The organism is Bremerella sp. TYQ1 (assembly GCF_020150455.1).
Classification (GTDB): domain Bacteria; phylum Planctomycetota; class Planctomycetia; order Pirellulales; family Pirellulaceae; genus Bremerella; species Bremerella volcania_A.
Genome location: NZ_CP083740.1, coordinates 2,757,737 through 2,783,025, shown reverse-complemented (window position 1 = coordinate 2,783,025; position 25,289 = coordinate 2,757,737). Strand labels below are relative to the sequence as shown.

General features: G+C 52.8%; 18 protein-coding genes. 11 read left to right on the top strand and 7 right to left on the bottom strand.

Annotation, left to right across the window (positions count from 1 at the left end; translation table 11 throughout):
- Window positions 1-35: 35 nt before the first annotated feature.
- Complete coding sequence (locus tag LA756_RS10775) at window positions 36-3,335, bottom strand: efflux RND transporter permease subunit (RefSeq protein WP_224439882.1); 3,300 nt, start codon at window positions 3,333-3,335, stop codon at window positions 36-38.
- Window positions 3,332-5,047, bottom strand: a complete 1,716-nt coding sequence (locus LA756_RS10770; RefSeq protein WP_224439881.1) for an efflux RND transporter periplasmic adaptor subunit — start codon at window positions 5,045-5,047, stop codon at window positions 3,332-3,334. The genes LA756_RS10775 and LA756_RS10770 overlap by 4 nt, the downstream gene beginning before the upstream one ends.
- 152 nt (window positions 5,048-5,199) lie before the next feature.
- On the opposite strand from LA756_RS10770, the gene LA756_RS10765 reads away from it, so the two are divergent.
- The gene (locus LA756_RS10765; protein WP_261362101.1) at window positions 5,200-5,769 is read left to right on the top strand and encodes a TetR/AcrR family transcriptional regulator; all 570 of its coding nucleotides are present in this window, start codon (window positions 5,200-5,202) and stop codon (window positions 5,767-5,769) included.
- A gap of 31 nt (window positions 5,770-5,800) precedes the next feature.
- Here LA756_RS10765 and LA756_RS10760 read toward each other — a convergent pair whose 3' ends face one another.
- On the bottom strand, window positions 5,801-6,649 hold the full coding sequence (locus LA756_RS10760) for an AraC family transcriptional regulator (RefSeq protein ID WP_224439880.1): 849 nt from the start codon (window positions 6,647-6,649) through the stop codon (window positions 5,801-5,803).
- Between the two features lie 165 nt (window positions 6,650-6,814).
- Here LA756_RS10760 and LA756_RS10755 point away from each other — a divergent pair, with 165 nt between their 5' ends.
- The 6 genes from LA756_RS10755 (at window position 6,815) to LA756_RS10730 (ending at window position 15,000) form a co-directional block, all read left to right on the top strand.
- Window positions 6,815-7,726: a DUF1559 domain-containing protein gene (locus LA756_RS10755; protein ID WP_224439879.1), complete on the top strand. Its 912-nt coding sequence runs from the start codon at window positions 6,815-6,817 to the stop codon at window positions 7,724-7,726.
- Between the two features lie 193 nt (window positions 7,727-7,919).
- Window positions 7,920-8,216, top strand: coding sequence for a hypothetical protein (locus tag LA756_RS10750; protein ID WP_224439878.1), 297 nt, complete (start codon window positions 7,920-7,922; stop codon window positions 8,214-8,216).
- A gap of 12 nt (window positions 8,217-8,228) precedes the next feature.
- Entirely contained in the window at window positions 8,229-9,107 is an 879-nt protein-coding gene (locus tag LA756_RS10745; protein WP_224439877.1) for a phosphoenolpyruvate hydrolase family protein, read from the top strand.
- Window positions 9,108-10,331 (top strand): Tm-1-like ATP-binding domain-containing protein, encoded by a 1,224-nt coding sequence (locus tag LA756_RS10740; protein ID WP_224439876.1) that lies wholly within the window; start codon window positions 9,108-9,110, stop codon window positions 10,329-10,331.
- Between the two features lie 45 nt (window positions 10,332-10,376).
- On the top strand, window positions 10,377-10,685 hold the full coding sequence (locus LA756_RS10735; RefSeq protein WP_224439875.1) for a Dabb family protein: 309 nt from the start codon (window positions 10,377-10,379) through the stop codon (window positions 10,683-10,685).
- A gap of 55 nt (window positions 10,686-10,740) precedes the next feature.
- Window positions 10,741-15,000: a family 16 glycoside hydrolase gene (locus LA756_RS10730; protein WP_224439874.1), complete on the top strand. Its 4,260-nt coding sequence runs from the start codon at window positions 10,741-10,743 to the stop codon at window positions 14,998-15,000.
- 27 nt (window positions 15,001-15,027) lie between these two features.
- Here the strand turns inward: LA756_RS10730 and LA756_RS10725 are convergent, their stop codons facing one another.
- The 3 genes from LA756_RS10725 to LA756_RS10715 form a co-directional block, all read right to left on the bottom strand.
- Window positions 15,028-16,440 carry a DUF1501 domain-containing protein gene (locus LA756_RS10725; protein WP_224439873.1) on the bottom strand — a complete coding sequence of 471 codons (1,413 nt, stop codon included), beginning with the start codon at window positions 16,438-16,440 and terminating at the stop codon, window positions 15,028-15,030.
- Between the two features lie 9 nt (window positions 16,441-16,449).
- On the bottom strand, window positions 16,450-19,491 hold the full coding sequence (locus tag LA756_RS10720) for a PSD1 and planctomycete cytochrome C domain-containing protein (RefSeq protein ID WP_224439872.1): 3,042 nt from the start codon (window positions 19,489-19,491) through the stop codon (window positions 16,450-16,452).
- Window positions 19,492-19,833: 342 nt separating this feature from the next.
- Window positions 19,834-21,258 carry an FAD/NAD(P)-binding protein gene (locus tag LA756_RS10715; RefSeq protein ID WP_224439871.1) on the bottom strand — a complete coding sequence of 475 codons (1,425 nt, stop codon included), beginning with the start codon at window positions 21,256-21,258 and terminating at the stop codon, window positions 19,834-19,836.
- 187 nt (window positions 21,259-21,445) lie between these two features.
- On the opposite strand from LA756_RS10715, the gene LA756_RS10710 reads away from it, so the two are divergent.
- From LA756_RS10710 to LA756_RS10695, 4 genes are all read left to right on the top strand, one after another.
- Window positions 21,446-21,922 carry a MarR family winged helix-turn-helix transcriptional regulator gene (locus LA756_RS10710; RefSeq protein WP_224439870.1) on the top strand — a complete coding sequence of 159 codons (477 nt, stop codon included), beginning with the start codon at window positions 21,446-21,448 and terminating at the stop codon, window positions 21,920-21,922.
- Between the two features lie 114 nt (window positions 21,923-22,036).
- Window positions 22,037-23,476, top strand: coding sequence for a YeiH family protein (locus LA756_RS10705; RefSeq protein ID WP_224440376.1), 1,440 nt, complete (start codon window positions 22,037-22,039; stop codon window positions 23,474-23,476).
- Window positions 23,473-23,721, top strand: coding sequence for a hypothetical protein (locus LA756_RS10700; protein ID WP_224439869.1), 249 nt, complete (start codon window positions 23,473-23,475; stop codon window positions 23,719-23,721). Before LA756_RS10705 ends, LA756_RS10700 begins: the two co-directional genes overlap by 4 nt.
- Window positions 23,711-24,100, top strand: a complete 390-nt coding sequence (locus LA756_RS10695; RefSeq protein WP_224439868.1) for a YidH family protein — start codon at window positions 23,711-23,713, stop codon at window positions 24,098-24,100. The genes LA756_RS10700 and LA756_RS10695 overlap by 11 nt, the downstream gene beginning before the upstream one ends.
- A gap of 78 nt (window positions 24,101-24,178) precedes the next feature.
- Here LA756_RS10695 and LA756_RS10690 read toward each other — a convergent pair whose 3' ends face one another.
- The gene (locus LA756_RS10690; protein WP_224439867.1) at window positions 24,179-25,048 is read right to left on the bottom strand and encodes an alpha/beta fold hydrolase; all 870 of its coding nucleotides are present in this window, start codon (window positions 25,046-25,048) and stop codon (window positions 24,179-24,181) included.
- Between the last annotated feature and the right edge of the window lie 241 nt (window positions 25,049-25,289).

The window sequence follows — 25,289 nt, the reverse complement described above, 5'->3', positions numbered from 1 at the left end:
CGTTGCCAGTGCGGTTTCATGCGATAACGCACGGATCACTCTTGGTCGAATGGTCGGAGTTTGAACGACTCGATGACTACGGCGTATAGAGCTGGGATCAGGAACAGCGTTAAGACAGTGGCGACGAGTAGGCCGAAAATCATCAGCCAGGCCATGCCAACCCAAAGTGGGCCGCCGGCGAGGGCTAACGGCAATAGGCCACCGATCGTTGTTGCGGTGGTCAGGAAAATGGGCATCAGACGCAGTCGGCCTGCTTCGGCCAACGCGTCTTGGAATTCCGTTCGGGTGAGCCCGGCAATGGGGCCTCCTTCCGAGTTTTCGGCGCGTTTACGAATAACGATATCGGCAAACTCCATGAAGATAATCCCTGCGTTGAGAACAATTCCGAAGAGCGCCAAAATGCCCAGCTGAGGCATGAAGCCGAGGGAGTTGCCGGTAACCCAGAGACCGAAGATCGAGCCAATCATTGCCAATGGTAACGTTGCGATGATGATGGCCGTTTTGGAAACACTGTTGAATTGGCAAATCAAAAGCAGAATGATTGCCACGAATGACATCCCAAAGGAACGCAGCATTTTGCCTTGGGCTTTGAACGACTCTTCCAAAGCACCGCCAATTTCCACGCGGTAGCCGGGAGGGAGTTCGGCTTGAAGCTTTTTCATTTCAGGAGAGTTCATGACGTCCATCGTGATATCGTTGCCGGAGGCACCATAGTCGATTCGCGAACGGATCTCGATGGTGCGGTTCATGTCGCGGCGATCGATCCTGGCCTCTTCCCAGTTCATCGAAATACTGGCCACTGACGTAATCGGAACTTTGCCGTATTCCCCTTCCAGATAAGCAGATTGAAGGTCCGCCAGCGAACGGCGACCATCGGGTCGTAAGCGAAAGTAAACGGGAACGCGATGATCCCCTTCGTTGAAGTTTGTGAGAAATCGCCCAGAGAAATAAGAGTTCAGAGTTTCTGCAATCTGCGTATTGGAAACTCCGGAAAGACTCGCTTTGTCCGAGTCGATTTGAACTTTCAGCTGATAGCCTTCGGTACCCCAGGAATCGTTAACGTCCCAAGTCACCGGAACAGCATTGACCATGTCTTTGACGCGTTCGCTGATATTTCGCAGCTGTTTGATATCGGCAAAACCGTCTCCGACGATACGAATGACGACGGGGTCTGCTGGAGGACCTAGAAAGAGTTCGATTGGCACGACACGTGCGCCGACGATCGGTTCGATACCGCGCGATGCATCTCCCTGGCGTGCGATCCGACGCACTTCTTCCGCGAAGTCGTGTGTCAATTTACCGTTCTGCGTGCGGATGAGTATTTCCGCATAGTTGGGCTTCGGAGGTTCAGGTTCCCAAGAGAGATACCAGCGGGAACCACCGCCTCCGACGAGTGTCCGCATGTTGTCCAAGCGTTCGATCGGTTGGCCGTCCGCGTCTGTCGTGGGGCTAAGTTTGCGAATGAGATCCTCGACCTGACGAGCCACGACGTCCGACTGCTCGAGCGTTGCGTTTTCTGGCAGCCAGACTTCCACAACAAATTGATCGCGTTCGGTTAGCGGGAAGAACTCGGTGCCTACGGGAAGCTGCATCGTGATAATAAGCATCACGATACTAACGGTGATGGTCAGGAATTTGCGTCGAATCGCGAATCGAGCAAGTACCATGTAGCAGTCATAAATAAAACTACCACTTTCGTTTGTTGTCGTCCGTTTTCTCGAAAACAAGCGGCCAATCCACGCCATCAGTTTGGGAAGGGGAGCCGCTGGTTTTGTGGGCTCTGCAGGAGGGCGAATGAACGCCGCGGCCAAAATCACACAAAAAGTCATTGCCAGTACCCAGCTGACGCCCAGCATTACTGAGAGCGTCACCGGCAGACCATAAATGAACTCACGGTTCGCTCCGTCCATGGCGATAAGCATCGGCACAAACGCGGCAATCGTGGTGAGAGTGCCGTTAAGCATCGATCCGCCGAGAAGGCTGGCACCTTCCAAAGCAGCTTCCTTCGGCGACATGCCAGCCAATTGATTGGTACGAGCCTGGTCGCAAACTTGAACCGCGTTGTCGACGAGCAAGCCCAAAGCAATGATCATCGACGCCAACGACATTTGCTCGAGCTGAACACCAAACAGCGTGATTCCGCCAATTGAGATGAGCACGACAAATGGAATGTTGGCAGCCATGACAGCCGCTGTGCGAAATCCGACGACCAAGTAAACCACAACGACAACAATCACGATCGCTTCGATGATGTTGACGATAACGTCGAAAATGCGTGACTTAACGCTCTCGGATTGATCCGAGATTACACTCACTTCGATATCCGGCGGGAGAACTCCCGTGACGTTTTTTAGTTCGTTGACTTTCGACTTGGCAGCTTCGCAGATATCGACAATGTTGGCACCCGATTTCATGGAAAGGGCAACGATCACACTGGGGTGCGACTGCTCGAGATCGGTGTAGCGGCAGATACGACTGGGAGGATCGACATAGTCTCGACGGACATCAAGCCCCAAGTCTCGCAATTGAACATGATTGCTGATTTCATGGGTCGACGAGAGCCCCGCCACGATACCGTTGATCTCGTTGACGGCGTCGAATTCTCCACCTGGTTTCACGAAAAATCGCCCATCCGGAGCATCGATCGAACCGCCAGGCGCAACGATGTTTCGTGCTTGAAGCAAACTTTCCAAGTTGCTGGACGTTAACTGCAACTGCGACCATAAGCCGATGTCAGTCTCGAGGTAAATCGCCTCTTCTCGCACGCCATGCCGATCGACTTTCGCTACGCCAGGCATCAACCGCAAGGCATCGCGAACGCGTTCGGAAAAAATATCGAGTTCCCGAAGTGAGTAGATTTTCGCAGGCTCGTCCGTTTCTGCCCTAGAAAGAGGAGCTTGATGGACGGCGAACAAAATGATGTTCGTATCGCCAAACTCATCGTTAACGACTGGTTCAAGATCGGGGTCAGGCATGGCGACGTTTTTGATACGTGCACGAACCTTATCCCATGTATCGTCTGTTTTGCTGCCCGGCAGGCTGTCTTCCAGTTCGACGAAGATCACCGAAAGTCCCGTCGACGAAGTGGAACGAATCAATTTGACTTCTTCGAGCCCATCGATCGCTTCTTCAAGCGGATCCGTGACCAGTTCTTCGACCTTTTGGGCCGATGCGCCGGGCCAAGAGGTGCTGACGGTGCAGATCTTGATGGTGAACTCTGGGTCCTCACGCCGCGGCATCGTCGCAAACGTAACGACACCCCAAACAACACAAATCAGGACCAAAGAGATAACTATCGTCGGTCGTTTCAAGGCGAATTCAGGAAGCCAGTTCATGATTTGGCTCCTGGACGATGAATGATGACAATCCTGTCGCCATCCTTCAGATAGTGTGCCCCGTCGACAATCAAATTCAGACCATCCGACAGTATTTGACCCTCGGTGGCTTCAACACGAATCAACGCCCCAGAGTCTTGGAACACGGAATTCTCTTGATCGAGACGAACGTTAACACGACGAGCAATCGGCGTGCTGCTGCTGTTATCGACGATGAACAGATACTTGTCCCGAGCGTCACTGCGAATGGCTTTGAGTGGCACGTAATAACCAGGGACATTGTGTGAAGAGTTAAGTTGAACTTGAACCAAGTCACCGGGGCGGAGGAGCCATCCGGTATGATCAAGCAGCATCGTATCTCCTTCCCATTCCGTGGTACTGGAGTTTGGAAGCGAGATTTTTCCGACAACTAAGTCGTTGTCAGGATCGAACTGTTCGCTGCTGGGAATTTCGACAGGGACAAACATCCAGTTTCCCAGAAACGGAATTTCGACTGCTTCGGGAACGACACGCATTTTCGCCACGCGAAGGAGCGGCCCTTGATCGCGAGTAGGTTCGTTGATCTTTCGATTCAGAACTCGCCAAACGTACGAACCTTGCGAATCGTGATGGATCGCGTTTTTTTCGACGATCAACTGCTGAGACTTGCCATCCAGGAATGTTCCCAGCGTAAGCGGAAATAGCTCTGATGTACGAGCAACTTGCTGGCTGTCGATATCCTCAGGCACTTCTCGCTGAACTTGTTGATTGCGAACCAAAAGTTTGACGGTGAACGTTCTGGTTTGCGGATCGGCGACAGCATCGGTCTGATGAATGATTCCACTGAGCTGGTGCTTCTTCTGATTTCGATCGACCGTATCGATACGGATCATGTCGCCATGATTCAACTTGCGTGACGCCTCGGCGGACAGTTCGAATTCCACCGACATAGGGTCCATCAATTGCACGGTCACCGCCGGATCGCCAGGCTGGACATAGCTGCCTGGCAGGACATGCGTTTCAGCAACTTGGCCACGGAATGAACTGTAAAGAACCGTATCGGCCAAGTCCCGTTTGGCATTGGCAAGACGTTGCTTGGCTTGAAGCGATTCGGCTTCGAGCGATCGTAAGTCTGCTTTGCGGGAAGCGAGCTCAGCTTTTTGCCGGGCAACTTCTCCTTGAGCTGTTATCAGTGTCGTTTCGGCACGATCTAACGCTGATTGTGACGCTGCATTTCGTTCTCTTAGGTTCCGATTTCGTTGCTGTTCGATCTTGGCTAAGTCTCGTTCCGCCTCAGCGGCAGCCACCAATGCCGGGAGACGTTGTTCGATCTCGATGGTCATCGCTTCGATTTTTCGCTGGGTAACTTCCACAGCTGCTTCCGCGGATTGAACATCCGTGTGAAAGCGGGAGTCTTCCAAGCGAGCCAAAGGTGTGCCTGCGAACAGCGGAGTCTTTTGCCCAGGCACAAAGATTCGGCCTTCGATCGATTCGTTCGGTTCGATCACCTGACTGACACGTCCGGCAACCTCAAATCCGATCTGTTCCGTTTTCCAAGAGACGACAGATCCGCTAATCTGTGAAGATTGATGAGGCACCTCCTTGTTAAGAAGGCGAACACTCACAGGGAGTGGAGGTTTTTCCTTGGGTGGAGGAACTTCTGCGGTACAACCGGCAAGGGTGACAGCGCCGAGAAGGCACAAACCAATCGACCTCAGAGAACGATAAGCCATCGACACTTTTCCGATGAAGTCATCTGGATAACAATAAGTAAACCGAACGGTGTAGTTTATTCTGCGGCCAATCAAAAAGTAAACCCCAGAGTGTAGTTTTGGCAGAAGCATTGATTTTTGAACGACTTACGGATCGGAAGAGAGCGGCGATTTTGACCGCGGCGATCCGTGAATTCGAGGCCCAAGGGTTTGACAGCACAAGTATGAACCGTATCGCCGAAGTGGCCGAGGTGAGTAAGCGAACGGTTTACAATCACTTCGAGAGCAAAGAAGCTCTTTTCGAAGCGATTGTTACGCTATTGATTGAGAATACCGAATCGACCCCGGCGATGAGCTACGATTCGGCAAGTCCTTTGGATGATCAGCTTCGTGGCTACGCTCAGAATATCGTTCGGATTGTCGTCTCGCCCGACTTTCAGTCGCTTGCCAGGGTAGTGCTATCTCGGTTTCTGTTGACGCCCAATCTTGCCAAGCAAACGTTGGGTGACGAGAAGAGGTTCTGCGCCAAATTGGTGGCCTGGATCAAAGAAGGCGTCCAAGATGGGCGCCTCGATGTTGACGATGCCGATATGGCCGGCAAGCAATTCAATAGCTTGTTGCAGGGATCGGTGTTTTGGCCACCACTGCTTGGGAGCAGTCCTTTGCCTGGCAGCGAGGAACTAGAACAAATTATCGACTCGGCAGTGAGTATGTTCCTGGCGCGGTACGCATCCAAGTCGTAAACGTAAGTTTCAACGTGGCGACCCATTCGAATCAATTGCGAAAGCTTGAGGGGCGGCAAGAGAACCAGCGCTGGAAGGCGTTGGAAAAAGCGAACTGAGAGGAGTAGCCTAGTCGCTGAGAGATAACAGCGATCGTCAGGTTGGTCGATCTTAGGAGCATGGCTCCTTTCTGCATGCGTAGGAACGTAACGTGCTGCATGGGGGAACGACCCAACGAGGCCAGGCATAGTCGTCTAAGGTGTTCCTGGCTCATGCAGCTAACTTGTGCCAGGACTTCTAGCGTCCATGGTTCTTCCAAACGCTGTTCTACATCTGCCCATAGCTTTACCAGGCGATCATCTTTGTCCAACGGGTTTGCAAAACCGAGCACGTAGCCATGCACCAGTTCAATCCATTGGCGAATGGCAACTTGATCGTTCTGTCCGCGAGCTTCCGCATTCAGGCCACTCACTGCAAAGTGAAAGGGCTCGACATCGAACCTGCGCAGCGCAGGGGAGTGCAAGGAAACGAGTGGTTTCCGCTTATGGACTTCTTCGTAGCGAACCCAGCAGAAATGCCACGGCGAATCGGGAATTGCCTGAATAGCATTCGGGATAAAGGGTGGCTGAACACATGCCTGGCCAGCGGAAACTTTACGCCATTCCCCATCGACTAATACGAGACCTTCTCCACCGAAACAAGCGAAGAAAAACGTGCCCGATAGATTCGTACGCACGATCTCCAGCGGTGCAACGGCGTCCATGATACCGCAATGGGCGATATCAAGTTCGCTAAGGGGAATGCAGACCGGCGAGTCTGCCAACCACGGTCGTTGATCCTCGTCACTGCTGCGGACGACGGTGACCTTCGTCGACGGTGAAATGATGTGGATTTCGCGCATGGATTGGTGGGGCTCGTCGATGGTGGTTGAAGGATGTTTGGCCGAAAATTGTTGTTATCGTGCGAAAGCGGTTCGGCTCTCTAATCCATTCTTACCGAGGGCAAAATCGTTTTAGCGTACGCCTCTTCTCTTTTCTCTTATCTAAATATCGGGAGTACTTTCAAAATGTCGAGGAAGCTTCGTTTGGGGTTTACGTTGGTGGAATTGTTAGTCGTGATTGCGATTATCGGTGTCTTGATAGCTTTACTTTTGCCCGCCGTTCAGCAGGCACGTGAAGCGGCGCGGCGGATGTCATGTACTAATAATCTTAAACAGATTGGAATCGCACTTCATACGTATCACGACACGATTGGTACTTTTCCATCAGGCCACGTTCTCTCGCCAGATTGCTCGCGGCAGTTTGGATCGTGGGTGCTGGGGATTCTTCCAGGTTTAGAACAGCAGTCTTTGCGTGATCTCTACAATGACTCAACCGATTGGTGGCGGCCGGAAAATCAAAATGCAAGAGACGTCGAGATCGATACGCTCGTTTGTCCTTCCGATATTAATGTCGAGATCTTTAATACCGCGTACGATTTCGGTGCACGAGGAAATTACGCAGCCAATATTGGCGTGGGAACGTACGAACGTGGGCACTGCGGTTCGTCGGCGGCGCATACCGGACTTACGTTGAAAGGCCCTTTCCTGCTGAACTCGAACGTCGGCATGCGTGACCTCGTAGATGGAACCAGCCTGACATTTGCGGTTTCGGAGATTCGGCGTGTTAACGATAACGACTCGCGCGGGGCGTTGTTCGCCGACGCGGGAACGAATCTTTACGCCCACGACTTTCCGCCGAATACAACGTCGGCTGATACGACCGAGCGTTGCGTGAATCAGCCTGAGAAAGGGCTCCCTTGCACAAGCAACGGATCTGCTGGTCCACATCGATTATCTGCTCGTAGTTTGCATCCTGGGGGTGTCGAAACTCTTTCTTTTGACGGTAGCGTGCGTTTCATTCCCGAAACGATTGATCTCACCATATGGCAAGCAATGGCTTCGATGGATGGAGGAGAGGTCGTCGACACGTCGTTCTAATTGCCTGGGTACTAGGGCGAATTCATCAATGTGTCGAACTAGGGAAAACCATGTTATGAGTCATTCAACACGTTTACTATTGTTGGCCGTATTAACTGCGACAGCGACGACAGGGTGCGCCGGATCTGATTCTGGATCCGGCCATGATGTCCAAGGATCGGTGACTTGGAAAAATGAACCCTTAGAGAAAGGCATGATTTACTTTGTGCCATCTTCCGGTTCCGGAAATGGAACAAGTTTGGCGATCGAACTAGGACGCTTCGATTCGATGGGAAAGACGTCGAAGTTGAAGCCTGGCACCTACCGCATTGAAATTACATCCACTCAGAAAACGGGCAAGATGATACCCGGGGCAGGGCCAAATGGCCAAGTCGAGGAAGTCGTTCAGGTCATACCGCCATCCTATAATGAGAAGAGCAAACTTACGGCGAACGTCTCTGATTCCCAGGCGAATCAGTTTCAGTTTGATCTGACATCCCGAAATCGTTAGCGAGGTTTTAACGTGCCCAATCCCTGGACCGGAATCGGAAATCCCTATACCCGTCAAGAAGTCGTCGATCGCCTCCGCGATTCGCTCGATCGAAAGCAACCCATCATTGCCGGTGGGGCTGGCGCTGGTATCAGTGCTAAGTTCCTTGAGAAAGGGGGCATCGACCTGATCATTGTTTACAACTCAGGACGATTCCGCATGGCAGGGCATGGCTCGACGGCCGGACTCATGGCCTACGGCGATGCGAATGCGATTGCGATGGAAATCGGCGAATATGAAGTGCTTCCGATCGTTCAAGAGACGCCTGTGATATGTGGTGTGCATGCCACAGATCCACGTCGCCGAATGTGGCACTGGCTGTTGCAAGTGAAGGACATGGGATTCTCCGGTGTGAATAACTTCCCGACGCACACGATCGTCGATGGTGACTTCCGACAAATTTTGGAAGAGACCGGAATGAGCGTCGAGAAGGAATTCGAGATGGTGAGTTTGGCGCGCAAGATGGATCTCTTTTCCATCGTGTATGTCGCCAGTGCAACCGAGGCGCGTGCGATGGCGGAAGCAGGCGCCGACGTTGTTGTGGCTCACGTCGGCACGACCATCGGTGGAGCGATTGGTGTGGTGGATGCCGCATGTTCTTTAGAGCAAGCTGCTGCACGCACGCAGGAGATTTGTTCCGCGGCGATGCGAGTGCGATCCGACATCATCTGTCTATCGCACGGAGGACCAATCCTTACGCCGGAAGATGCCGCTTATATCAACGAGCATACCGATGCGGTAGGTTTCGTCGGCGCTTCAAGTCTGGAACGAATGGCCTTCGAAGACTCGTTGACCGAACTGACACGACGTTTCAAAAGTATTCCGGTTTCCAAGGTGCCGTCGGAGGTTTAAGTGGCTGTCATTGCAGTACTCGGTACGCTCGATACCAAAGGGCAGGAGCACGGCTACGTGGCTGAATGCATTAAAGCACGAGGCCACGACGTGCTTCTTATTGATGTGGGCTCCGGTGATGATCCTACGGTTACGCCTGATTGGTCTCGTGAACAAGTGGCCCTTGCCGCAGGTCTCGACTGGGAGGCACTTTCAAAGCGGCGCGACCGCGGAGAATGTGTTTCGGCAATGTCTCAGGCCATCCAGAAGGTCGTTGCTGATCTGGTCAACAAAGGGAAAATCGACGGTGTAATTTCGCTCGGCGGTGGTGGCGGAACGGCCATCGCCACTGCGGCGATGCGTTGTCTCCCGGTCGGCTTTCCTAAGGTCATGGTATCGACACTGGCCAGCGGCAATACGGCCCATTACATCGGCACCAAAGACATTGTGATGTTTCCCAGCGTCGTCGATGTGTCAGGCCTCAATCGAATTTCTCGGCGAGTCTTCGCTCAAGCGGCGGGAGCTATCTGTGGAATGGTCGAGACCGACGTCGATGTCTCCGCGGCACGTCCGTTGATCGCGGCCAGCATGTTTGGCAACACGACCGACTGTATTGATCGCGCGGTTCCTGTGTTGGAAGACGCAGGGTTTGAGGTATTGGTGTTTCACGCGACCGGAACCGGCGGAAAGGCGATGGAGTCACTGATTCGTGATGGCTTGGTCGAAGGAGTGCTGGACGTAACCACGACCGAATGGGCGGACGAGCTCGTTGGTGGTGTTCTTTCGGCTGGCTCCCAACGTCTAGATGCAGCTGCCGAAGCAAACATTCCAGCCATAGTCGTTCCTGGCTGTCTGGATATGGTGAACTTTGGAGAGCGGGCGACGTTGCCTGAGCAGTTCTCGCATCGCAACATTTACATCCATAATCCTCAAGTCACGCTCGTCCGTACGAACGCCGACGAATGCCGAGAACTTGGGCGAATCATCGCTGAGAAAGTGAATCGCTACACGGCACCTGTCACCGTATTAATTCCACTGCAAGGCATCAGCGTGATCAGTGCGACCGGCGGTCCCTTCTATGACCCCGAAGCAGATGCCGCGTTGTTCGATTCGTTGATCAGTCATCTTTCCCCGACAGTGCCTGTCCAGCGAATCGATGCCAATATTAACGATGTTGTTTTTGCCGAAGAATGCGCGAAAGCACTTGCAGAGAATATCAAAACGCATCAGGCATCCGCGGTTTAACTCCTGCGTTTATTGTTACTCTCCTTATCGAAGAGGTGGTCTCTCGTGCCCAGTGTCAAACATTTCGGCGTCTTTCAATTCAAAGACCATATCACCGCTGAGAAAGTCGATCACTGCTTTGCCGCCATGCATGCGATGGTTGGCGAGATCCCTGGTCTCACCGAGATGATTTATGGACCCTACAAAAGCGACGAAGGTCTCAACGATGGGTTTACGCATGGTTTTATCATGACATTTGAGAGTCCCGAGGCACGCGACGCTTACTTGCCCCATCCTGTACACGAACGCGTGAAAGAAATCGTCGTTCCATGTTTGGAACGCGTCGTTGTGTTTGACTTCGACGTCCAGCAGTAATTCTATCTGCCGTGTTGCCTCTGTTTAATAAAGCTTCATGTCCATGAAACCAACCATGCTTCGACTTTTTTCATCGCTCTGCGTCATTGGTCTATTGGCATCTTCTTCAGTCTTGTTTGGAGAAGAGGCGAAGAGCCTGTTTGATGGCAATTCGTTGAAAGGATGGGAAACAATCTCGGCCGACCAGGCATGGTGGAGCGTGCAAGATGGCATGATCACCGGAGGATCGCTAACCAAGCGAGTGCCGCGAAATACATTTATCGCAACCGAGAAGAGCTATCAGAACTTTGATTTAAAGCTCTCGATTCGCATCCAAGGTAGCGATGGGTTCATTAATTCAGGGATTCAAATTCGCAGTATCCGCGCCGAGAAAGGTTCGGAGATGGTCGGCTACCAGGTCGACGCCGGTGATGGATGGTGGGGCAAAATGTACGACGAGTCGCGTCGTAATAAGGTCATCGCCCAGGCCAAAGATTTAGCCGCCGTAAACGCTGTGGTCAAGAAGGATGATTGGAATGAATATCGGATTCTCGCCGATGGCCCCCGTATTCAGTCATGGATTAACGGCGTGAAAGCAATCGACTATACCGAGACCGATCCTAAAATTCCTCTCAACGGAAAGATCGGATTTCAGGTACACGGCGGCGGTAAGGCATTAGTGCAAGTGAAGGATGTTTTCCTAACCGAATTACCGCCAACGCCTGGGGCACCAACTTGGGAGCAGCTCTCTAAGCACAACGCTGGCGAGCAGCCTTTATCGCCGACAGAAGAGTTGGCTCGGTTCCATGTTCCCGACGGCTTTGAAGTGGAACTGGTGGCTGCTGAATCGGAAGGAATTGGTAAGTTTGTTGCCATGGCTTTTGACGCGAAGGGACGTCTCTGGGTAACGACGGCGTTGGAATACCCCGTCGATGCGAATGAGAGCCCGGAAGAGTCTCGGCAGTTGTTCGCTAAAGGAGGCCGCGACAAAGTTCTTGTCATCGACAATCCTTACGCCAAAAACGTCGCTCCTCCGCGTGTCTTCGCCGATGGTCTTGTTATGCCTATGGGTGTGTTGCCGCAAGGGGACAGAGTGATCGTCCAGTATGGCAATGACATTCGCATCTATCACGATGAAGATCAAGACGGCAAAGCAGACTCTCACAAAGTGATACTGACTGGGTTCGGAACTCAGGACTCGCATCTCTTCCCGCACCAGTTCACTCGCGTGCCAGGCAACTTTATTCTGACTGCCCAGGGGCTGTTCAATTCGTCCGTTGTGCGTCGTCCCGAAGGAGAGCCATTTGTCGATGGTCAAGCCGAGATTCCCTTCAAGCATTGTAAGCTGGCTCGGTTTACTCCCTCTGGCGATCGGTTCGAGGCCGTAACGCACGGCCCAAACAATATTTGGGGTCTTACGGTTTCACGCGAAGGTCAAACGTGGATTCAGGAAGCCAATGACTTAGGCTATCCGATTGTCCCATTCGAACCAGGCGTCTATTTAAAAACAGGTTCGCCGCACCGTCTTAAGCCATATCAACCACTCATGCCACCGCCGATGGGACCTCCGCAAATGGGAGGCACCGGCCTCAGTGGTCTGACGTTGGCCGATGACCGAAACGGCTGGCCATCTCCGTGGGGCTTTGATGCGGATAATCCTGAGGCTCCCAGACGTTTTTATCTAGCCAATCCGATCACCAGTCGTATTCAAATGATCGAGGCGACACCGAACGGCGATCGCTTCAGCTACAAGAAGCTGCCTGACTTTTTGATCTCGGATGATCCTCGTTTTCGACCTGTGGCGATTCAGTTTGGTCCAGATGGTTCGCTGTACGTGGTCGACTGGTACAACAAAGTGATCTCGCACAACGAAGTGCCTCGCTCGCATCCCGAACGGGACAAGACTCGTGGTCGTATCTGGCGAATTCGGCGCAAAGATCAGCCTCGAATGCAACCTGTAGATCTGACGTCGCTAACGGATCCACTGCTTGTTGCACGGTTGGGAGATGCCAACGCTCGAATCGCCGATATGGCCTGGCAGCAGATCATTGATCGCAACGCCACTGTCGTTGTTCCGATGCTGACCAAAATTGTGCAGGATACCACGCAGCCAGATGATCTTCGTCTTGGAGCCCTTTGGGCATGGGAAGGACTACAAACGGTTCCTACGAAAGTTTTGCTAAAACTTGCTCGAGCTGATAACGCAAATTTGCGGCATGAAGCGATCCGCATTGCGGCGGCGCAAGAACGCCCGGTTGACGAGTTTCTGGCTGTAGCTCGACCGTTAGTGGACGATCCTTCTCCAAGTGTGCGTGCGGCTCTGGGGGATGCTCTGCGTCGACTTCCCAAGGTAAATTCCGATGTCGTGGATGTGATGCTGCAGCTTGGCAAAGCTCCGATCAGCGGCGACGAGTGGACCGTCTACGAGCGTACTTTCGAGCGGTATTTGGCTCGTTGGGCCATGGAAGCAAATCGAGAGGCTGTCGCTCAGCTCCTTAGTTCGCCTGAAGGAAAGCGACTGCCAGCGGAAAACCGCGCGTTGGCATCGCTCGCCATCGGCGGCGCGGAAGGTGCTCTTGCCCTCGCGAATCTTTGGCCGGAACTTGGCCGAGGTCTGAATAACGAAGAAATTCGCGTCTTGTTGCCCCATTTCAAGAATGAAAGTGTCGCTCAGCAACTGACTCGCTCTCTGCAAAACGAGTCATCGCGGATTCCTATGCTACGCTCGCTCCTAAATCTACGAACCCAAATCGAATGGCAGCCACTGCGTCCCGAAATTGAAGCTGCAACCACCGATCTCTTAACGCAGTCGGAGCAGATTCCTTTCGCGTTAGAACTTGTCAAAAGCTTTCAACTGGAAGATCTGAATCAGCAAGTCATGCAGATTGCGACAGAAGCTAACGTAAATGCCGATCATCGTTTGGCAGCCCTTCAAGCCCTTGCAGAACTACCAATTGCGAATGTCGAGCCATTTGAAGACTTAGCTTTTGACAATGCGCTTTCAGCCGAAATGCGACACGAAGCGATTCGCTGTATTGCTCGTAGCAAGGATCCAGAAGGGGCCAATCTTGTAATGGATTTACTGGTCGAAGGTGACTTTCAGATTCGCCAGCTGATCATCGGGGAGATGTCCGGTCGTAGGGAAGGAGCGAGCGTTTTACTGGAAGCATACGACAGCGGCGACTTACAGTTGGCGGACTTTTCAGCTGCTGTTATCCAACGCATGAGCGTCCTTCTACCGAATAATGAGATCATTCAGTCGATTCAGTCGGACCTGGTAAGTCAGGGGCAAACGGTGCTAAAGCTCTCAGGCGGGGCCAATGATTTCGTGAAGGCCCCTATCGATCTAGAAGGTCCATTCACTATTGAAACCTGGGTGAAGCTTGCACCAGAAATCGACAATAGCGATGGCGTGTTGTCGGCCGCTGGCATGATCGACATTAACTTCTATGAAGATACTCCCCGCGTTTGGATTCCAAGCCGCGGAGATCTGGTCATTGCGGATCGGAAAGTGCTGCCGGAAGTGTGGACGCACATGGCGGTTACGCGTGATGCCGATGGGATCCTACGTTTGTATCTCAATGGAGAAATATCAGGGCAAAGCGACCAAGGTATGACGTCACCTCTAACGGGTCTGATGGTCGGTCGCACGACCGTCGAGGGCCGCGGGACCGATGGACAGTTCGCCGAGTATCGTATCTGGGATCATGCACGATCGGCGGATGAAATCCGAACGACGTTTGACCGTGCCTATGCGGAATCGGACAAGATGCCTGGATTAGTTTACCATCTACATGGCGATCAATGGGGAGAACTCTCAGGCAGTGCCACAACACTTGCCACGCTCGATGCGCCCAAGTTGCTTAGCGAGAAAGAAGCGAACCAACAGCAAGCACTGTTTGATCGCTATCGCAAGCTTGCCCAAAGCCCTGGTAACCACGAGAACGGAAAGCAATTGTTTGCTAAGACCTGCCTGAGCTGTCATCAGTTTGCCGGCCAAGGGGGGAACATCGGTCCGGCGCTCGATGGTATCGGACTGCGAGGTACCGAATCGATATTACGGAACGTGCTTACCCCGAGTGCAGCTATCGAAGGTGGTTACCGAAGTTACCAGGTGATGACGACCGCGGGGCAGATTTATTCCGGTCTACTGGTGTCTGAGGATAGCGAGGCCGTTGTTATTCGTGTTTTGAATTCGCCGGACCGTCGCATCGAGAAGTCGGAAATTCAGCGTGCTGGATTCACCGGTGTTTCCGTGATGCCGGAAGGTCTCTTGAACGGGATGACCGATCAGGAAGTCTCTGACTTGTTCGGGTATCTGAATTCGCTGAAGTAGATGTTATCGCGTTGAATGAGTTGGTATCTACGCGATAACATCCTTCACCACGTGAGCTTCCTCGACTCCAGTCAAGCGGAAGTCGAGGCCTTGGAATCGATACGAAAATTTGCGGTGGTCGATCCCAAGTAGATGTAAAAGTGTCGCGTGAAAGTCTCGTACATGAACAGGGTGCTGCGTTGCCGCATAACCAAATTCATCGGTACCCCCGTAGGAAAAACCGTTTCGAACGGCTCCACCAGAAAGTACCATCGAAAAGCCTTTGATGTGATGATCGCGTCCCGATCCTTGAGCCATTGGGGTACGTCCGAATTCGCCACCCCAAACAATTAAGGTGTCTTCATAGAGCCCACGTTGTTTCAGATCCTTAATCAATGCGGCCGTTGCTTGGTCCACTTCTTTCGCCGTGATTTCCATCGACCGCTTGATGTTCCCGTGATGGTCCCATGCACGATGGTATACCTGAACAAAACGAACACCCCGTTCGAGCAGGCGTCGGGCCAATAGGCAATTTGACGCAAACGTGCCGTCTCCGCCGCTGGTTCCATACGCATCCTTAGTTTGTTGCGTCTCGGTACTGAAGTCCATGAGTCCAGGAACACTGGTCTGCATGCGAAAAGCCATCTCGTACTGGCGAATCCGCGTGGCGATTTCAGGGTCGTCGACAAGTGCGTCGAAGCCTTTGTTCAGACGGTTAACCGTGTCGACGAGACGCTGCTGTGAATCTTGTGACACCCCGTCCGGTCGATTCAAGTACAGCACGGGGGCGCCACTCGACTGAAACTGTACGCCTTGGAATCGGGATGGCAGAAAGCCACTGTGCCACTGTCTCGCAGCGATCGGCTGGGCCTGACCTCCTTTGCCCACGCTGGTCAATACGACGTAGCCAGGCAGATCGTCGCATTCTTGTCCCAAGCCATACAGCATCCAAGATCCCATGCTGGGTCGGCCTGCGAGAGCTGAGCCCGTATTAAATAAAGTATGCGCCGGATCGTGGTTGATTTGATCGGTATGCATCGAACGAATAATGCATAAGTCATCTGCGACCGAGCCCATGCCGGGGAACAAAGAACTGATTCGCTGGCCACTTTCACCATAATGGGCAAAGTCGAACTGGGGGGCGAAGCAGTTGAGCGGTTTGCCTTGTAATTGCGCGACTTGCTGTCCCTTGGTGAGCGATTCCGGCATAGGTTTGCCGTGCATCTTGGTAAGCGTCGGCTTTTCGTCGAACGTTTCCAGGTGCGAAGGCCCGCCTGCCATACATAAATGAATCACGCGTTTGACACGCGGCGCATGATGCGGAGGGTGTATCACTCCGGTGGAAAGGTCGTCTGCTCGAGATTGACCAGACAACATCGCAACCAATGCGGCTGGACCAATACCCAATGTGGTACGACGCAGGAAGCTACGACGTGACTGAAGATCATCGGTAATGTTCATATATCCAACTCAATAGCGAGTGATCGTTTCATGTAAGTTCAGAAGCGTTCGAGCGACACTCGTCCATGCAGCGAGTTCAGCTTGGTCGATATCTTCTGGGACCGGTGTCATTCCTACGGTCACAATCTGCTGAGCCGCTTCCGCTTCGCTACGATAACGAGCAAGATCGGTTTGGTACAGCTGCTTAAGGAGCGTTACCTCTTCAGGGCGAGGAGCACGCATAAGCGTTTTATGAATCATCCACGAAAGACGATCCGCAAAGTCGTTCGCGTCTTGCCTGATCGTTTCTGTTGCCAGGGCTCTGGCCGCTTCCACAAACGTTGGGTCGTTCAGCAAAACCAGCGACTGAAGCGGTGTGTTGGAACGTGATCGCTGGGCGGTACATTCCTCACGCGCAGGAGCATCGAAGGCCAACATGCTGGGGTGAAGAAACGTTCTTTGCCAATGGGTGTAGACACCACGTCGATATTGATTGGGGCCAGTGTCGTGTTGATACGTCCGCTTAGGGAAGTTCAACTGGGCCCAGTACCCAGCCGGCTGATAAGGTTTCGCACTCGCACCACCAATGGCAGGGTTAAGCAAACCACTTACAGAAAGTGCGTTGTCTCGAATCATCTCAGCGTCGAGTCGCCAGCGTGATTGGCGAGAATACTGCAGGTTATAAGGATCCTTCTTTCGGGCTTCGGCATCGACGTTGGACGACTGACGATAGGTCTCGGAGGTGACAATCAGTTTTATTAAGTGCTTCACATCCCAACCGCTTTCGATGAATTCGTCGGCGAGCCAGTCTAAGAGTTCAGGATGCGTGGGAGGCTGCCCTTGAGATCCCAAGTCGTCGACAGTACGCGAGAGCCCCTGCCCGAAGAACAACATCCACACGCGGTTAACAAATGTTCGCGCGACCAATGGATTATTCTTGGATGTCATCCACTTGGCTAAGTCGAGACGCGTCAGACGTTCGTTGGATGATTGTTCAAACGGTGGTAAGAAGTGTGGAACCGCGGGATCAACAACTTCTCCGGAATCATCCATCCAGTTCCCGCGTGGGAGAATGCGGATCGTTCGCGGGTCGGTTGCCGTCGTAGCCAACGTGGTCACAATCGACTTTTCTAGCTTCTCCTTATCTTGTCGCAGCTTCGACAAGAGGTCTCGGGTTTCCTTCAGCAGTGGAGTTTGCTCGCGAAAAATAGTGTCGATCGTTGCCTGTTGGTCAGGTGTTCTTTCGTCAGCCGGAACTCCCGCAATCTGGCGTACCTCGCCCGGTATGTTCAGCAACGAAGTCACTGCTTCGGCATCTCGGGAAACAGAAAGCCGGAAGCGACCGAGGTTATGGCCGCCGCCGTGGTTCTGCCGCAATCGTATCTCGTATGCTTTTGTTTGGATTTCCTCCGAAGATGGGTCATCCAGCACGTGTCCGCTGAGGATCAGTTGCTGAGGCTTCCCAGTCTGCGGCAGAATGGCCCAGCCGTTTTTAAGCCTATCGACTACGTACTGAGGCGAATGATTCTTTTGGCTATGGGAAGCAACCGCTTTGTCCCATTTTACTTTCCGGTTGTTCACGACCATCTCGACGGCATGCAGAACCAAGTTGCCGTTGCTGGCGCGGCCAGGACCACTTTTGGGGAGAGACTTATCAGGCATCAACTCAAGTCGGAGTGCGATCAGACCTGATTGGCTAGAGAACTCGGCAGCATCAACGGTAAGCAGGTAAACGTCACGATCCGGATTCTTGCCGCTGGCCAATACTGAACCATCTTCCAAGATATCGAGCTTGGCATTACCTTCCGAGCGAGCTTCTCTTGGTGTTACGATCTGCCAGTGATCGGTCTGGTCTTTAAGCTTTTTCTCCCAGGCAATTCGCGCGGCAACGATCTCTGGTGATCGCTGCTGATAACGCTCTTCCGCTTCTTGGATTTGCTTGTTGAGTAAAGCAAGTTGCTGCTCTTGCTCCGGAGTTGGGACAGGCAACTGAGCAACATGCATCGCGCTGCGAACGATCCCTTGCTCTTTGATGTCCGCGAAGAATGCAGCAAAGCTATAAAAATCGCGAGCCGTGATCGGATCGAACTTGTGATCATGGCATTCAGCACAGCCGGTGGTAAGCCCAAGCCAAACCGCCCCCGTCGTTCGTACACGATCCGCGGAATACTTGGCCAGGTATTCCTTGGGCTGCACGCCCCCTTCGCCTGAAGCACGGTTCAAGCGGTTATAAGTCGACGCAACTTTCTGCGTAAGAGTGGCTTCCGGAAGTAGGTCACCTGCCAGCTGTTCGATGGTGAATTGATCGAACGGTTTGTTTTCATTGAAAGCTTCGATCACGTAGTCGCGGTAGGGGGACACACTGCGAGGTTGGTCGCCATGATAGCCAAGGGTGTCGGCATATCGGACTAAGTCTAGCCAATAGATCGCCATCCGTTCGCCATAGTGAGGCGATTCGAGAAGCTGATTGACCATCGACTGATAGTTCGCGTCGGTCGGGCTGGTCACAAACGTATCGACCACGTCAGTCTCAGGAGGGAGCCCCGTAATGTCAAAAGCCAGGCGCCGGGCAAGTATCCTTGGATCGGCTTGAGCGGAGGGCGTCAGCTCGGTGCTCTTCAGCTGGGAACGCACGAATGCGTCGACCGGATGCGCCGCGCCAGCTGGAACTGCTGGTCGTTTGAGTGACTCGAAGGACCAATGCTTTTGATACCGGGCCCCTTGATTGATCCATTGGCGAAGCACACCGATCTCTGTTGAAGTCAACGGTTCACCATGTTCCGGCGGAGGCATCACCTCGAATTCATCAGATGATGTAACGCGTCGAATCAGCTCACTTTGATTCGCATTTCCTTCGACAATTGCTCGATGCCCACCAAGGTCTTGGGTTGCCGACTCGCGATCGTCCAGGCGCAAATCGGCCGCACGTGAACTAGCGTCTGGACCATGGCAAGCAAAGCATCGGTCTGACAGGATGGGACGAACATCGCGATTGAACACAATCGGCGTTTCGGCCGAGAGGCCTGACGTCAACAGAAGCAGCAGGCAACATGCCACAAGGAAGCGTGTCATACGACGTTCGTTCCGTAATCGAGGAAGCACTTTAGGAGGGAAAAGGAGGGCAGGTCAGCTGGTTTGAACGTGGTGTTGGTTTAGATCCCACGAAAAATTACCGGCTTGATCCGATGAATCAGGAAAGTAGACATTCCAACATCGCCCAATCCGCCAATTTATGCAACCCAAAAAGATGTTTATTGTTAAGTGGGCTGATTGTTTATGAAAGAACGGAGTTTCTTATCTCCGTGAAAACGCAAGCCAATGCCGGAGATCCTCGCGTCTAGCAAAAAGAAAAACCCTTGCCAAAATGCGTTCGGCGAAGGGCGAAATGTTTATTTAGTCTAACCGTTCGGACAACTAGATTCGGTATTCGATCGTGTCTTGGCTGGACCATTGAACAGGTTTTTGCTTCAGGATGGTCTGGGCGACCGTCATCGCTTGCTGGCGAAGTTCAGGAACCGCGATAGTTTCCCACAGCGTCCCTTTGAGGATTGGGCCAATGGCGTAGAGATTGTTGGAGGCCTGATCGTCTCGGTTCACGACGGCGAAGTCGTCGGTGATTTCGATTCCCATATCCATTTCATCTGGCTTAGCGAGGCCACGCTCGAACAGGTTTCGATAAAGTGGGATTTGCGAATCAGAGAAGCGGGCCTTGGGGCCGGTGCAATTGATCACGTAGTCGCCGTCGATTTTGGTCGAATCGCTATCCCCTGCAGCCAAGTTAACTTCGATGGAATGCTCGCCGGCAACAAGCGATTCGATACGAGCCGGAACGATGGTGAGTTGCCCGCAGTCGATCGAGTCGGTAACCGCGTCGTGAATGGGGCCTGCGATACGGTGTCGAATGGCATTCCATTCCGCGGCATATTTCGTTAGGAATAACTTCCTTTCGTCGACCGATAAATTGCGCCAAAGCTGCTGCGTTTGACTACGAAGCTTATCGACCGCGATTGCCGGATTTTGGCTGGCACTGCGCAGGCGATCGCAATCTTGGCGAATCAACTTGACCAGTTCTTTCAGCGTACGTGTCTGGCCGTCGTCTGGAATTGCTGTCGGCCATTCGATGCCTCGGAAGTGACGTTGCGGCAGAATGCCGTTTCGCGAGATCGCAGTGATCTTGCCGTTCCAGCCTTTTTTTCGCAACGTTACGATCACGTCCACCGCCGTCAGGCCAGTTCCTAGAATGACGATATGCTTGTCTTCGCTGGGAACGTTCTCGTGCCAATTCTTCCAAGGGTTAGTGCAGTAGCGTCGGTCGTTGGCCAGTTTAGTTGCCCCTGGCAATCCGAAGGGAGGCTGATTTCCGGTGGCCAAAAGAATGGCATTCGCTTCGATAGGATCTCCGTTCTCAAGCACGACGACACCTCCATTTTGGCCGTGCGGTTCAATGTCGACTGCGGAGTCTTCCACGACCTGACAATTAATCTGGCTTCGTGGATCCGCGTTGCCCAGGTAATGTGCGGCCAGGCTGCGAATATAGTCTCCATAGATCCGACGAGGAATAAACGTTTCTCGCAAAACTTCATCGGTAAGACTGTCGAAATCGCAGCGCGAACGCAACCATTCCACGAAGTGATTGGGATGGTCAGGAAACGCTGACATGTTTCGCGCCGCGACGTTCAGCAGATGTTCGTTCCGTGTCGTGCCGTAAGCCGTCCCTCTTCCAAAAGGACGACCAGAGTTAACGATCACAATCCGCTGCGGCGATTGAGCAAAGCGAGTGATGTTGACGGCCGACAACGTTCCGCTGAAGCCGCCTCCGATGATAGCAATGGTTTGCATGGCAGGCCAATAAGGGGAGGGAGGAATGGGAAAGCAACCGACAACTCGAGGTTTTCGCTTGAGACCTCGAAAAGGAATGGGGAATCGCTTGATCGATTTTTATTTTATGCATAAGATTATAATCCGTCAACGGAAATGTTGATGCCTTCCTTCTTTCACCGCCCCACCTTCATATAAGTTCAAATTGATGGACGATCTTTATCACGAACTGAAGCGATGCCAGCCATTTGCGAGTGTCTCTCAAGAGGCAATTGTCAGTCTCACGCGAACCGGCGACCAGCTCGATAATCAGTTGTCTCAATTCTTCCGTCCGCGCGAGTTGACATTCTCGCAGTACAACTTGCTGCGAATCTTGGACATGGAGGATCGTCCGTTGACATGCGGTGAAATCGGCGAACGGCTCGTGCAAATTGTGCCAGCAGTGACAGCGTTGGTCGATCGCCTGCTGAATCGCGAGCTTGTTACTCGAAGTCGCTCTGAAAGCGATCGCCGCACGGTTTATGTCGCCATTACCGCGAAGGGACGAAAGCTGGTTCGCCCAGTGAGTGAAGAACTGCGTGAGTTTGAAAACTCGTTGCTCAAAGGGCTCAAGCAAAAAGACAAGAAAGAATTGATTCGCTTGTTGCAGTTAGTCCGAGCAAGTATGCGAAACGCAACGGACTAAAACGATGTGACAAGCCAATGCGTGGTCGAAATAGTTGAAGGCCCGTGCGAGAAAGAATCCTGCCAACGTTCTCCTGCCCCCGTTTCCCTCCCCGCCAACTTTTAGAGGTTCATGATGAGCACTCCCCCAAATCCCCCTGCGATTGAAAACGAAGGCGATGCCGAAATCACCCAGCCGCCGGCTCGTCCCAGTCTGTGGGAAGATATGAAGACCAACGAAGATTGGTGGGCCATTTGGTGCGGCACGCTGCTACTGGCGTTGGCTTTCGCTGCGGTTTGGCTTGGCCGTCCAGACGGTTTAGCCGAAAGCGTTGAACTGGGCGAGCCGCTGAAAGTTATCAGCCCGTTGAGTTCCTACTTGGCTAAGCCTGGCGGTTGGGAGTCGAACCCGTTCCATTCATTGAGCGGAAAGCTGGTCGGGATCGGAGGAGCGTTTCTCGTTCTACTGGTACTTTATGCCGCCGCAATGAAGATTCGCGGAAAGTCAGTCCAGCGGTTTGTCGTTGCGTTTCCGCTTGTCTTTTTACTCGCCACATTGGCCTATGTCTTGGCAGGTCAAACTGTTCTGAAGGCATATAACTTAGAGTACGCTTTGTGGGCCCTGCTGGTTGGCTTGATTATCAGCAACACGATCGGTACACCGTCGTTCGTCCGGCCGGCGATTATGACGGAGTTCTTTATCAAGACTGGCCTGGTCCTGTTAGGGGCTGAGGTCCTGATGAATCGACTGCTTGCGTTAGGACTGCCTGGGGTGTTCGTGGCGTGGGTCGTGACGCCGATCGTACTGGTTGCGACCTATTGGTTTGGCCAGAGGTTTCTCAAGATTCCTTCGAGATCCTTGAACATGGTTGTCTCGGCCGACATGTCCGTTTGTGGCGTTTCCGCCGCGATCGCGACCGCCGCAGCATGTAAAGCCAAAAAGGAAGAGCTTTCGCTGGCGATCGGCATGTCACTTAGTTTCACGGTGATCATGATGGTGATTCTTCCAGCCATCATTAAAGCGACAGGGATGGATCCGATCTTAGGTGGTGCCTGGCTTGGGGGAACGATCGATTCGACAGGAGCCGTTGCTGCGGCCGGGGCCGTTTTGGGGGACGAAGCTTTGGAAGTGGCTGCGACGGTGAAGATGATCCAAAACATCTTGATCGGAGTAACAGCATTTTGCGTGGCCATCTATTGGGTTAGCTACGTCGAACGAGATGCCTCTTCGCCTGGCGTTGGCATTTCTGAAATCTGGTATCGATTTCCTAAGTTTGTCCTGGGCTTTTTAGCGATGTCGATTTTGTTTTCTGTGCTCTATTCCGTCCTGACCGCTGGCCCTGAACTGGTCGACGCAATGATCAAAGGTTCGACCAAAACCATGCGAGGGTGGTTGTTCTGTCTTGCCTTCGTTTGTATCGGTCTCGAGACCAACTTCAAGCAACTCTTACCACAGTTGCAAGGAGGGAAGCCGTTGATCTTGTACGTTTGCGGGCAGACGCTCAACTTGTGTTTAACGTTGCTGATGGCTTACCTGATGTTCAAAGTTGTCTTTCCCACATCGGTGACCCCATGATGTTCGATACTCTGTTGAAAAAGCGGTTGGCGTTTGGTCTTGCCGTTGCTTTGATGGCGGTGTTTTGGCTGGTTATCCTGCCAGCGTATGCCCGGCAAAAAGGCATGAGAAAGCATCTAGAGTGGCTTGAAGAGCAGCGGATTGATCCGAGTGCGATGTATTACACCGAGCTAGAGGTCATGGAAGACATCTTGCGGCAACAACGAACCCAACAACTTGCGGATCACGCGGCTTATGACAAGTGAAAATGAAACGGTGGCAACGGCTGCGGAGGTTTCTAATCCGATGACAGGCGTCGATCGTGCACTGATGGCGGAAGAGCGAACTTGCTCGGCATGGATTCGTACTGGGCTCGCCTCGATGGCAACTGGTCTGGCCATTGCCAAGATTATGCCCAACGCCGAACCGAGATGGGCTGTTGCCTGTTTGGGGATGACCATGGTGTTTGTCGCACTGCTGTCATTTGCGGTCGGTTTTGCGGGTTACGCTCGCGGTACGCGGCATTGCCGAGACTCGGCACGCAGTTCCTTGCCGTGGTGGGTATTAATGATCTTCTGCAATCTGCTGGCCGTCGCCGTCGTCCTGACCGCCTCGTTCATCATGCAAGGGACGCCCATTCCTTAGCACATTTTCAAGCGTCTCTTCCGAAGCAAAATCGACCTGAGGAAGAGACGCGATTTGGTATTCGCAGTGGCGGTTGCCTTAGGCGTTTGCCACGCTTGCGTCGACCGACTCTAAGAAGTTCAGCGTCTCTCTGGTAAATTCATCGGGGGCGTCCTGAGGGACCCAGTGCGAGCACTTCTTAATCGGAGTCAATTTGGCATGAGGCATGTCTTCCACGAGACGTTCCGCAGTCGAGATGGGTTGCCAATTGTCATCTTCACCCCACAGAAATAGAGTTGGCTGATTAAGCTTGTTGAGTCGGGCTGTCAGCGAAGTGGTGTGATTGGTATTCAAACTGGCCGCGTTACGAACCAGGCTTCGAATTCCTTCCTGATCCAAGTACGGTGCCATGATGCCGTTCTTAAACTCGTCGGTTCTTTTTTCCGGACGTGATAGGCCAACTTCAAAAGTCTTTGACAGAAACTGCTTCATCTCATCTGGCGACATCTTGGTGTTGTCAGGATTCGCAAGAGAAAGCATTTCTTCGATGGGCCAACTGTCATACGCGACGCTGTTGGAAAGCACCATCGAACGTACAATCTCTGGAGAACGGTCGGCGACAATCATTGCCACACCACCCCCTATATCGTGAGCAACAAAGTGGGCATATGAAATTTCGAGATGTTTCAGAAGCTGCTCGACCATGTTGGCTTGCACTTCGATCGAGCGATCGAAGCAATCGCGGCGATCCGAAAACCCATAGCCAATCATATCCGGCGCGATGACACGATATTGCTTGGCGAGATCATCGATCATTTCGTGAAACAGAAACGACCAAGTAGGAATCCCGTGCAGCAGTAGCATAGGCGGTCCTGATCCAATATCGGTATAAGAAACGCGGACCGGTTCGCCCACAATGCCCTCTAACATGACCGTCTGTTGACGTTCGCGAAATGATTGCACGTTCATGAGTTCTCTCCTACGGGTCGGAATCGTCATTGGCTTTAGCGAAGAGGCGACCAATAGACCGATCAGAGTGGTTGTTCATCGATCAGCGTCCCTTAAGAAGCTCTGAAACCATTGTCTAACTGCTTAGGGGTTCGCTCGCGCTGCTGCGAGAAAGGCCGCCTGGCTACGGTTTAAAGCGTATGCAGCACACAGCATGCCATCGCTGTCAGCAGGTGCTTGGTCTGCAATTTAGGTTTTGTTA